The sequence below is a fragment of the Streptomyces sp. SID14478 genome, from assembly GCF_010548525.1.
Lineage (GTDB): Bacteria > Actinomycetota > Actinomycetes > Streptomycetales > Streptomycetaceae > Streptomyces.
Map to the genome: position 1 here is coordinate 1 of NZ_JAAGMG010001310.1, position 11,400 is coordinate 11,400.

At 71.0% G+C, this 11,400-nt stretch carries 8 protein-coding genes and 2 pseudogenes; 4 read left to right on the forward strand and 6 right to left on the reverse strand.

Translation table 11 applies throughout. The annotated features are described in order from the left end of the window. Nucleotides 1-393, reverse strand: a pseudogene (locus tag G3I40_RS41575) (hypothetical protein); the annotation flags it as partial. A gap of 166 nt (nt 394-559) precedes the next feature. Between G3I40_RS41575 and G3I40_RS41580 the strand changes: the two are divergent. Then, entirely contained in the window at nt 560-1,423 is an 864-nt protein-coding gene (locus G3I40_RS41580) for a DUF4429 domain-containing protein (protein ID WP_164559983.1), read from the forward strand. 21 nt (nt 1,424-1,444) lie between these two features. Here G3I40_RS41580 and G3I40_RS41585 read toward each other — a convergent pair whose 3' ends face one another. Next, entirely contained in the window at nt 1,445-2,236 is a 792-nt protein-coding gene (locus G3I40_RS41585; protein WP_164559984.1) for a class II aldolase/adducin family protein, read from the reverse strand. A gap of 117 nt (nt 2,237-2,353) precedes the next feature. On the opposite strand from G3I40_RS41585, the gene G3I40_RS41590 reads away from it, so the two are divergent. Continuing rightward, complete coding sequence (locus G3I40_RS41590) at nt 2,354-2,842, forward strand: pyridoxamine 5'-phosphate oxidase family protein (RefSeq protein ID WP_164559985.1); 489 nt, start codon at nt 2,354-2,356, stop codon at nt 2,840-2,842. A gap of 70 nt (nt 2,843-2,912) precedes the next feature. On the opposite strand, the gene guaA is transcribed toward G3I40_RS41590, so the two are convergent. Beyond that, nucleotides 2,913-4,493, reverse strand: coding sequence for a glutamine-hydrolyzing GMP synthase (gene guaA / locus G3I40_RS41595; RefSeq protein WP_164559986.1), 1,581 nt, complete (start codon nt 4,491-4,493; stop codon nt 2,913-2,915). 355 nt (nt 4,494-4,848) lie between these two features. Here guaA and G3I40_RS41600 point away from each other — a divergent pair, with 355 nt between their 5' ends. Further along, a complete protein-coding gene (locus G3I40_RS41600; RefSeq protein ID WP_164559987.1) occupies nt 4,849-5,133 on the forward strand; it encodes a chorismate mutase in 285 nt (94 codons plus the stop codon). A gap of 792 nt (nt 5,134-5,925) precedes the next feature. Continuing rightward, on the forward strand, nt 5,926-6,933 hold the full coding sequence (locus G3I40_RS41605) for a hypothetical protein (RefSeq protein WP_164559988.1): 1,008 nt from the start codon (nt 5,926-5,928) through the stop codon (nt 6,931-6,933). 77 nt (nt 6,934-7,010) lie between these two features. On the opposite strand, the gene G3I40_RS41610 is transcribed toward G3I40_RS41605, so the two are convergent. The 3 genes and pseudogenes from G3I40_RS41610 to G3I40_RS41620 all read right to left on the reverse strand — a co-directional run. Continuing rightward, a complete protein-coding gene (locus G3I40_RS41610; protein ID WP_164559989.1) occupies nt 7,011-8,855 on the reverse strand; it encodes a GMC family oxidoreductase in 1,845 nt (614 codons plus the stop codon). A 58-nt stretch (nt 8,856-8,913) separates the two neighbouring features. Then, entirely contained in the window at nt 8,914-10,548 is a 1,635-nt protein-coding gene (locus tag G3I40_RS41615; RefSeq protein ID WP_164559990.1) for a succinic semialdehyde dehydrogenase, read from the reverse strand. 132 nt (nt 10,549-10,680) lie between these two features. Continuing rightward, nucleotides 10,681-11,400 (reverse strand): annotated as a pseudogene (locus G3I40_RS41620) (hypothetical protein); the annotation flags it as partial.

Consider the following 11,400-nt stretch of genomic DNA (forward strand, 5'->3'; position numbering starts at 1 on the left):
GACCGCCGCGACGAGCCCCGCCGTGCGCGCGTCGCTCCAGCCGGCGCCGATCGCGGTGAGTGCCTGGACGAGCAGCAGGACGCCGACGCCGCCCCACACCACGTACAGGGTGCGCGGCCGCAGCCCGGCCAGCCAGACCGCACCCTCCTCGCGACCGCGGTCGGCGACCGCCTTGGCCGACTGGGTGAGTTCGTCGGAGATCCACTGCCGGGACGCCCCGGCCGAATGCGCGACGGCGGCGGGCAGCCCGCCCCCGGCCGCCAGCTCGTCCCGTTTCGCAAGGAATGCGGCGACAGCCTTGCGGTGCCCCTCGCGCGCCCCGTGGGGACAGTCGCCGCACGTGCACCCGCCCCCGTGCGTGCCCTGCCCTTGTCGCGCTTCCTGCACCGCCACCGCGCAGCCCCACCCTCAAGATCGTGTTCGGGTCGTCAACTTCCGTGTGATGAGAGGGAATTGTGCCGTACCCGGCGCACGCTCCGGCGCGCAGGCCCGCCCTTTCAGGGTGAATACCTTTCATCCCTATTGACCGTCATGTTGACGACGCTGCGAGAATTTCCCTATGGCCGAGATCATCCAGCGTGACGGAACCTGGGCCTTCGACGGAACCACGGTCCGCATCACCCCAGGTCTGCACCGCAGCGTGGCCCTTCTGCGGCAGACGTACGGCGAGGTCAGCGTGCCGCTCACGGCCGTTTCCGGGGTCGCCTACGAACCCGAGCGCAGGCGCGGCCGGCTCCGCCTCACCCTGCGCGAGGCCGCCGACCCGCTGCTGCAGGCCACCGGCGGCCGCCTCCCGGAGACCGCCGACCCCTACCGGCTGGCGGTGGACGCGGACCGGGCGGGCGTCGCGGAGTACGTCGCCGAGGAGATCCGCCAGGCGCTGCTGCTGGAACAACTCCCGGAGGGCCCCGCCGAGTCGTACCTCGTCTCCGGCCCCCCGGTCCCGGTCTCGGTGCGCTCCAGCGACGGCGTCGTCTCCTTCGACGGCAGCCGGATCCGGATCGACTGGAGCGACACCTCGGACCGGGTGAAGCGGGCGACGGGCCCGCGCGTCATCACGCTCGACGAACTCGCCGGCGTCGACTGGGTGCCCAACTCCGGTTACGAGGACGGGGTGCTGCGGTTCGTCACGAAGGGCTCGGCGTACGCGAAACTGCCGCCGGAGAAGGACCCGTACGCCCTCGACCTGTGGGGCAACACCCGCAAGGACCTGCTCACGGCCCTCGTCGCGGCGGCCGTCACGGCCCGGCTGCCGCACCCCTCGCTGCCCCGCGACACCCCTGCCCTGGCGATCCGGGCCGCCGTCGACCACGACGTACTCCTGCGTCGCCTGCGGGAGTTGGGGGATCTGCACCGTCAAGGGGTGCTCACGGACGCCGAGTTCGCGATGACCAAGCGCGTCGTGCTTCGCGACTTCCGCTGAGGACGGCCGTCCGGGCCGCGGCTACGTCAGCAGGTCCGGCTCGCTGCGCGTGATGTCCTGCCACATGCTCTGGTAGTTGATCCACGCCACGAGGTCGCCGCCCGTGCGCTCGCGGGTCGCGACGGCCTGGCGCCGGTCGATCAGGACGGGCCGCCCGGCCGCCCGTGCGGCGAGCTGGACCTGGCAGCAGCGCTCCAGGGCGATGAACCACCAGGCGGCGGCGTCCACCGAGTCCCCGACGGTCAGCAGTCCGTGGTTGCGCAGCACGAGGGCCTTGTACGACCCCAGGGCGACGGCGATCCGCTTGCCCTCCCCCGCGTCGACGGAGACCCCCGTGTACTCGTCGAGCAGCGCGTGGTCCTCGTAGAAGGCGCAGGCCTCCTGGGTGATCGGCTCGATCAGCTCGCCGAGCGCGGCCACCGCGCGCCCGTACGTGGAGTGGCAGTGCGCGACGGCGACCAGCTCCGGCCGGGCGCGGTGGACTTCGGCGTGCACGGTGAACGCGGCCTGGTTGACGTGGTAGCGGCCCTCGACGACCTGCCCGTCACCGTTGGCCAGCACCAGGTCCTTGACGGTGAGGTGCCGGAAGGGCATGCCGAACGGGTTGACCCAGTAGCAGTCCTCGAACTCCGGGTCGCGCACGGTGATGTGGCCCGACACCCCGTCCTCGAACCCCAGCCGCCCGAAGTTGCGCAGGGCGCCCGCGAGCCGCTCCTTGCGATGGCGCCGCTCGTCGGCCGGGTTCGTGTGCACCGGCGGCATGGCGAAGTGGAGCCGGTCGGTCGGTATCGGGGCGGGGTTCTGCGTCGACATGCAGCGGAAGGTACCTCTGTGACCTCCAAGGCGACAGGCCCGCGCTGTGAAGAGAATGCGGCGAATCGCCCCCCATACCCGACAGGAGGTGTCGGGTATCCGCGTCAGACTCGGCGCATGGACGACACGACAGCGAACTGGGCCGCCTTCACCACCGCCGCACCCGACCTCGCCAAGACCGTCGAGACCCGCTTCACCGCCCACACCCACCATGTCCTCGCGACCCTGCGCAAGGACGGCTCGCCGCGCACCTCGGGCCTCGAAGTCCGTTTCCTGGACGGCGAGTTCTGGCTCGGCATGATGCCGGGCTCGCTCAAGGCGCGGGACCTGGTGCGCGACCCGCGGTTCGCGCTCCAGGCGAACCCGGGCGAGGGCGCCGGGATGGCCGGGGGCGACGCGCGCGTCAGCGGCCGTGCGTTCCTCGTCGAGGACGCGGGGACGATCGCCCGCTACACCGGCCAGGTCCAGGTCCCCGACCCGGACGACTTCCACCTCTTCCGCACGGAACTGACCGAGGTCACCCGCACGTACATCGAGGACGACACGTACCTGGTGGTGCAGGTGTGGAACCCGGGCCGGGAGGTGCGCACGATGAAGCGCACATGATCCCTGCGCACGTGAAGGCGCCGCCCACCTTGCGGTGGGCGGCGCCTTCACGTGCGTACGGCGGTGGGAACTACTCCCATTCGATGGTGCCCGGCGGCTTCGACGTGACGTCGAGCACCACGCGGTTCACGTCGGCGACCTCGTTCGTGATGCGCGTCGAGATCTTCGCCAGCACCTCGTACGGCATCCGCGTCCAGTCCGCCGTCATGGCGTCCTCGGACGAGACGGGGCGCAGGACGATCGGGTGGCCGTACGTACGGCCGTCGCCCTGCACGCCCACCGAGCGGACGTCGGCCAGCAGCACCACCGGGCACTGCCAGATCTCGCGGTCCAGGCCGGCCGCGGTGAGCTCCTCGCGGGCGATGGCGTCGGCCTCGCGCAGCAGGTCGAGGCGCTCGCGCGTGACCTCGCCGACGATGCGGATGCCGAGGCCGGGGCCGGGGAACGGCTGGCGCTGGACGATCTCGTCCGGCAGGCCCAGCTCGGCGCCGACCATCCGGACCTCGTCCTTGAACAGCTTGCGCAGCGGCTCGACGAGCTCGAACTCGATGTCGTCGGGCAGGCCGCCCACGTTGTGGTGCGACTTGATGTTCGCCGTGCCGGTGCCGCCGCCGGACTCGACGACGTCCGGGTAGAGCGTGCCCTGGACCAGGAACGCGACCTCGGGGCCGTCCTCCTGGAGGATCTCCAGCTGGGCCTGCTCGAAGACGCGGATGAACTCACGGCCGATGATCTTGCGCTTGGTCTCGGGGTCGGACACCCCGGCGAGGGCGTCGAGGAACCGCTCGCTGGCGTCGACGACCTTCAGGTTCGCGCCGGTCGCGGCGACGAAGTCCTTCTCGACCTGCTCCGTCTCGCCCTTGCGCATCAGGCCGTGGTCGACGTACACGCAGGTCAGCTGGGAGCCGATGGCCTTCTGGACGAGCGCCGCGGCCACCGCCGAGTCGACGCCGCCGGACAGACCGCAGATGGCGCGCTTGTCGCCGACCTGCTCGCGGATCGTGGCCACCTGCTCCTCGATCACGCTGCCCGTCGTCCACGTCGGCCGCAGGCCCGCGCCCCGGTACAGGAAGTGCTCCAGGACCTGCTGGCCGTGCGTGGAGTGCATGACCTCGGGGTGGTACTGGACCCCGTACAGCTTCTTCTCGTCGTTCTCGAAGGCGGCCACGGGCACGACGTCCGTGGAGGCCGTCACCGTGAAGCCCTCGGGCGCTGCCGAGCAGGCGTCGCCGTGCGACATCCACACCGGCTGCTCGGCCGGGGTGCCCTCGAAGAGGGTCGAGTCCGCCTTGGAGACGACGAGCGGGGTGCGGCCGTACTCACGGGCGCCGTTGTCGTCGACGGTGCCGCCGAGGGTCGTCGCCATCAGCTGGAAGCCGTAGCACATGCCGAAGACGGGGACGCCGGCCTCGAAGAGGGCGCGGTCCAGGCTCGGGGCGCCCTCCGCGTAGACCGACGAGGGCCCGCCGGAGAGGATGATCGCCGCCGGGTTCTTGGCGAGCATCTCCTCGACCGGCATGGTGCTCGGCACGATCTCGCTGTAGACCCGGGCCTCACGGACACGGCGGGCGATGAGCTGGGCGTACTGCGCACCGAAGTCGACGACCAGGACGGTGTCGGGGGCGGCGGCAGCGGAAGTCGCTGATGACACGGGTTGCCTTCCGGCGGCTTTAGCAGGGGGTCGTACCGGTGATTCTAACGGTTCGGGCCGACTGGCCCCGAGGTCGCGGCGCCCCGCCCCCGACCCCGCTCCCGCCCCGGCGGAGGGGCCGGACCGTGGCGGCCACCGGCAGAGGCTCGTCGGGGCCGGGGCTATACTCGGCCGCATGTTCTCGCAGACGACCTTCGTCTTTACCTATGGCAGCCGGCCCGCCGGATGCCATGGTCGTGCTGCTTGAGCCACTGACAAGCCACTTCCCAGGCGCCCCGGGCCGACAAGGCCCGGGGCGTCTGGCGTTTCCGGGTCCTGCCGGTCAGGGGCTGCCTCCCGACACCGAGGAGCCCTCATGACCACCACCACCGACACGACCGGCGCCCGTACCGCCGAGGCCGCCGACGTCATCTCCGGCGCCCGCGAGCGCATCGACTCCCTGGACGACCGGATCATCGGCCTCGTCCAGGAACGCATGGCCGTCTCCGCCGTCATCCAGGAGGCGCGGATGACCTCCGGCGGGCGGCGCGTGAACCTGTCGCGCGAGATGGAGGTGCTCGGCCACTACAGGGACGCGCTCGGCAAGCCCGGCACCTCGCTCGCGATGACGCTGCTCGAACTGTGCCGGGGACGGATCTGAGCCGCACCCTGGACGGACGTTCGGTTCCGCACTCACCCGTACGGCGCGTGACCCGGACCGGGCAGGCTTCGTTGGTACCGATGTCCGTGCCAGCCAGGGGCGGGCCCAACCGAACCACGCGTGGCTCCGCTGGAGCGATGAGACGTCACGGTCACGCCGTACGTCGTGGGACCTCGCTTCAGTGCAGTGACCGGACGGCAGGGGACAGCAGCCCGGTCACCCAAGAGAACGGTCGGTCCCGGGGACGCCCGGGACCGATCGGACTCCCTCCCTCTTCTCCGCCCCGGCTTTGAGCACGACGCACAGGAAACCCCACACCTGAGCGTCAGGTCCCCTGCTCCGCATGCTCCCTACGCTCCACAAACGAATCGAACCCCCAGGACCAGCGGCGCACCCCCCCCAGCGCCGCTCCCCCGGCACCGACGCTGCCCTGACGTCGGAGCCGACAGCGAAGGGCCCCGCAGATCTGTCCTGCGGGGCCCTTCGGTCATGTCCGGGTACCGAAAGCGGAACATAAGCCTCGTCTTGTGGCTCTCGCCACAGCGGGTACCTCGCGCCGAGGGCCAGGACTTCTCGGTACTTGTGAGCCAACTGCCTGAAGGCGCCTCCTCGTTCGCGCTGCCGTACGCGGACGCCGCGGACCGGCGCGACGGCGGACGCCCTGGTCATGAGCGCGCGCGAGCAGTGATCCAGTTCACATAAAGATTCCGTGAGCGAGCGAACAACCATTCCCGGCCATCACGGGTCACATGTGCAGTACCAACAGCCACCTTCGTACCGATCGAGGTCCAGATGAAGCTTCGCCGTGCACTGGTGACGGCAGCCGCGACGGCCGCCATCGCCCCGATCGCGTTGCTGTCCGCGCCGGGCGCCTTCGCGACCGAGACGCCCGGCACCGCCACCGAGTCGGCTCAGACGACGCCGTCGGCGCCGGAGACGACGCCGGAGACGACGCCGTCCGAGACGCCCGCGACGAACACGCCGAGCCCGACCGCCACCGGGACGCCGACCGGGACCGGCACCCCGACGGACACCGGCTCGCCGACCAAGAGCACGTCGCCGTCCCCGACCACCACCAAGTCGCCGAGCGAGTCCGCCGAGCCGACCTCGCCGACCGACGAGTGCACCGACATCGCCGACGAGGACGACCCGGGGACGGTCGCCGAACTGCGCGGCCTGCCCTCGAAGATCGTCGCCGGCTCCGGCTGGCACGGTTTCACGTACCGCATCGCGAACAAGTCCGACCGCGACTTCGACACCGTCTTCGCGTCCCTGTTCGTCTCCGCCGCGGCGGACGACGCCGACTTCACGGACACCACCAAGCACCTGACCGTGCAGTGGTTCGACGGCAAGGACTGGCAGAACCTGGAGATCGGCACGGAGCAGTTCCTGCCGTTCACGTCCACGGACGGGCTGAAGCCCGGTGACCACGCCGACGCCAAGCTGCGCATCAAGGTCGACGCCAAGGCCCCGGCCGGCTGGGGCGCCGGAGTGACGCTCGGCATGAGCGTGGACGAGTCGGGCCTGTGCTCCTTCAACGACTCCGACTCCGCGCTCTACGAGTTCGACATCCTGGCGGCCGACGCCACGCCGGGCAAGGTCACCCCCGCCACGGCCAAGCCGAAGCCCAGCAACACCCCTGCCCCGCAGGGCAGCAGCACCCCGGTCAGCGGCGCGCTCGCCTCGACCGGTTCCAGCTCCGTGCTGCCGACCGTCGGCCTCGTCGGCGGGCTCGCCGTCGTGGCCGGTGCCGGTGTCGTGTACTCGGTGCGCCGCCGCAAGGTGGGCAGCGAGGCGTAAGGCGACACCCGTACACACAGAAGGACCCGCACTCGGAGGGGGGTGCGGGTCCTTCTGTACGTGCAACTGCCGTGCCGCTACTGCTCCTTGGCGTCTGGCGCCTTCTTGGGCGGCACCGCGGGCATCCCGAGGAACGGCAGCTTCAGCGCGCCGAACGCCTCCGCGGGGACCACCGGGTTCTTCGGCTCGACGGGCGCGAGCCGCACGTAGCCCGCACCGACCCCGGGGCGCGGGTCGTCCTCGCCCTTGTTCGGCCAGTACGACATCGCGCGCTCGGCCTGCGCCGTGATCGTCAGCGACGGGTTCACGCCCAGGTTCGCGGAGACCGCGGCGCCGTCGACCACCGATATGCCGGGGTGGCCGTAGACCCGGTGGTAGGCGTCGATCACGCCGGTCCCCGCACTGTCGCCGATGGGGCAGCCGCCGAGGAAGTGGGCGGTCAGCGGGGTGCCCATCAGCTCGCCGACGTTCGAGCCCGCGAAGCCGTTGATCTCGGCGGCGATCGCGGACGCGCCCCGCGAAGCCGCCTCGATCTGCTTGGGGTTGGGCGCGCCGTGGCCCTGCTCGGCGGTGAGCAGGCCCTTTCCGACGCCGCCCGGCTTCAGGTACGTGGTCAGCGAGTTGTCCAGGGACTGCATGACCAGGCCGATGATGGTCCGCTCCGACCAGCGGCGGTTGGACAGGGAGCGCAGCAGCAGGCTCGGGTGCCTGGCGACGTTCGCCAGCCAGCTCGCGACCCTCGACGAGCCCTCGGCGTACGGGACTTGGAGGATGGACATGCCGCCCATCGCGTTGGACCCCTTGCCGTAGCGGACCGGCTCGATGTGCGTGTCCGCGTCCGGGTGGATGGACGAGGTGATGGCGACACCCTTGGTGAAGTCGGCCTTCGCGGTGCCGTGCCGCTTGCGGTAACGCCGGTCGGTGGTCTGCGCGCCGACCAGCGCTTCCGAGTTGGTGCGGGTCAGCTCGCCCAACCTTGCTGAGAGGTAGGGAAGTTGGCCGCCCGCCTTCATGCGGTGCAGCAGTGTCTGCGTACCGTACGTGCCGGCCGCGACGACGACCTTGCGGGCCTTGAAGACGCGTCCGGCCGACGTCTTCCTGCCGTCGGTGGGCAGCGTCGTGACCGCGTACCCGCCCTGCGAGTCGTCGGTCACCGACACCACGCTCGTCATCGGGTGGACGACGGCGCCCGCCTTCTCGGCGAGGTACAGGTAGTTCTCGTTCAGCGTGTTCTTCGCGCCGTGCCGGCAGCCCGTCATGCACTCGCCGCACTCGGTGCACGCCTTGCGGGCCGGGCCCGCGCCGCCGAAGTAGGGGTCCTGGACCTGCTGCCCCGGCCGGGCCTTCGCCGCGTCCGCGCCGCCCGCGTCGTCACCGTCGCCGAAGAAGACCCCGACGGGCGCCATGTGGAAGGTGTCGCCGACGCCCATCCGCTCGGCGGCCGCCTTCAGATGGACGTCCGAGGGCGTCATGGTCTTGTTGAGCCGCACGCCCAGCATCCGCTGCGCCTGGTCGTAGTACGGCTTCAACTCCTCCTCCCAGTCGGTGATGTCCTTCCACTGGGGGTCCTCGAAGAAGGGCTTCGGCGGGACGTAGAGGGTGTTGGCGTAGTTGAGCGAGCCGCCGCCGACGCCCGCCCCGGCGAGCACCATCACGTTGCCGAGCAGGTGGATGCGCTGGATGCCGTACATGCCGAGCTTGGGCGCCCACAGGTAGTTCTTCACGTCCCAGGAGTTCTTCGGGAGCGTGCCGGGCGTGAACCGGCGGCCGGCCTCCAGGACACCGACCCGGTAGCCCTTCTCGGTCAGCCGCAGCGCCGACACCGAGCCGCCGAACCCGGAGCCGATGACCACGACGTCGTAGTCGTACGCGTCGTCGCCCGCGGTGTCGGCCTGTTTTTGGACAGCGTCGTCCAGGGACATGGCACTTCCTCGTCTTCCGTGCGGCTCAACTACTCAACTGGATGCCCGGGGGCGACAGTCAGCGCAGGCGGAACGCCTTCATGGCCTTGAGGCTGCGGCTCATGAACGCCGCGTACTTCTCGTCGTCCATCCCGAACGAGGGCGCCATCGGCATCACCCGCTGGTGCGCGACGGTCTGCGCCTCGGTGTACTTCAACAGGCCCTCGCTGCCGTGGCGGCGGCCGAGCCCGGAGTCCTTCATGCCGCCCATGGGCGCCTGGACGCTGCCGTACGCGGGCGCGTAGCCCTCGTTGATGTTCACGGTGCCGGTGCGCAGCCGGGCCGCGACCTCGTGGCCGCGCTTGGCGTCCTTCGTCCACACCGAGGAATTGAGGCCGTACGGCGTCGCGTTGGCCAGCGAGATGACCTCGTCCTCGTCCGTGAAGCGGTAGATCGAGACGACCGGGCCGAAGGTCTCCTCGGCGCAGACGGCCATCGGCGCCTCCACCCCGTCGAGGATGGTCGGCTCGAAGAAGTACGGGCCGATGTCGGGGCGGGCCACACCACCGGCGACGAGGGTGGCGCCCTTGGCGACGGCCTCCTCGACGTGCCGCGTCACGGTCTCCAGCTGCCGTTCGCCCACGAGCGAGCCCATGTCGGCGCCGTAGGCGAGGGACGTGCCGAGCCGCATCGCCCTGGTGCGGGCGGCGAACCGCTCGACGAAGGCGTCGGCGACCGACTCGTGGACGTACAACCGCTCGATGGAGATGCACAGTTGGCCCGCGGACGAGAAGCAGGCCCGCACGGCGCCCGCCGCGGCCTTCTCCACGTCGGCGTCCTTGAGCACCAACATGGCGTTCTTGCCGCCGAGTTCGAGGGAGACGCCGACCAGCCGGGCGGCGGCGCCCTGCGCGACCTCGCGGCCGGTGCGGGTGGAGCCGGTGAAGGAGACGTAGTCGGCGTGCTTGACCAACTCGGGTCCCACGACCGGGCCTTCACCGAGCACGACCTGGAAGACCTCGGCGGGCAGGCCCGCCTCGACGAGCAGATCGCGCGCCCACAGCGCCGTCAGGCAGGTCTCCGTGTCGGGCTTCATGACGACGGCGTTGCCGGCGACGAAGGCGGGCAGCGCGTCGCCGACCGACAGCTCCAGGGGGTAGTTCCACGGGGCGATCTGGCCGACGACGCCGCGCGGCTGGCGCAGCTCGGTCACCTTGGTGAGCGTCGGGACGGCGCCGGTGTGCCGCTTGGCCTTGAGGTACGAGGGGGCCTTGCGGCCGTAGTGCCGGGCGGCGACGGCGACGGCCTGCACCTCCTCGTGGGCGTGCAGCCGGGCCTTGCCGGTCTCCAGCTGGATCAGGTCGAGCACCTCGGCCTGACGGGCCAGGACCAGGTCGTGGAAGCGCAGCAGCACGGCGGCGCGCCGTCGCACCGGTGTCTTCGCCCAGACCTCCTGCGCGGCGCGAGCCCGCTCGAAGGCGCTCGCCACGTCCTCGGGCGTCGACTCCGGCAGGTCGGCGAGCTTCTCACCGGTGAACGGCGTGTGGTTCGCCGTGCGGCCCGAACCGACCACGCCGCGGGTGAGCTGGGCGACCAGCTCGGGCGTGACGACATCGACGGCCGTACGGACCCCTGCGGGGGCGGCGGCCAGCGGGTTGGTCCCGGTCTTCCCGGTCTGCCCGGCGTTCTCGGTGGTGACCTGCGACTCCGTCATGAAGGGGAGCGTATGCCGAAGCGGACGCTTTCGGTACCCATCAGTAATCGCCCTTCACCGAGTACACACACCGCGCCAGTGATCGCTGGCAGCAAAGCTGCTGATCAGGGGCTTTGTCACTGCTGATCGGTGCTAGTTTCCCGCTGCCGAGTCTTTGCCGAGCTCAAGGCGGTCGCGGGCGCCCTTGAACACGTCCGTGCCCTGCTTCTCGTACGTCCGCACGCCCTTCGGCATGGTCACACCGAGGTCGTAACGGCCCCGGCTGTCGACGACGTACAGGCGCATCTCGCGCATCACGGCGCTCCCGTCCGCGTTCGTGTACGTGATGTCGAGCTGGGCGGCCTCCTTGCCGTGGAAGCTCGTCCGGGTGACGGTCTTGTGGATGTCGCTGTAGCCGTTGTCCGCGTACGAGTCGCCCACGCCCCTCGCCCAGGCGAGCGCCGTCGAGCCCCCGTCGGCGGCCGCCCAGCGCTTCAGGCTCAGCGTGACGTCGCTCTTGGGGTCGGTGTACTGCACGCCGTCGTCGGACGGGTCGTGGTAGACGTCGGTGAACTCGTCCGGCACGGAGATCACCACACCGATCCCGGTCTCCTTGTGGACGCTCCAGCCCTTCTCCGCGCCCGGCACGGAGCTCGTCGACGGGGCGTCCGGGGTGTCGCCGGGCGGCTCGACGGACCCCTCCAGCGCTCCGCCCCCTGCCTGCGGCCCTTCACTCCCCTGCGCAGCGGAACCGCCGTCGTCCCGTCCGCTCAGCGACGTGCCGAGCCACACTCCCCCGCCGACCAGTACGGCGGCCGCCAGCGCCGCGGCGATCAGCCCGAGGGGGCGGCGGCGCGGCTTGGCGGGGGCCCC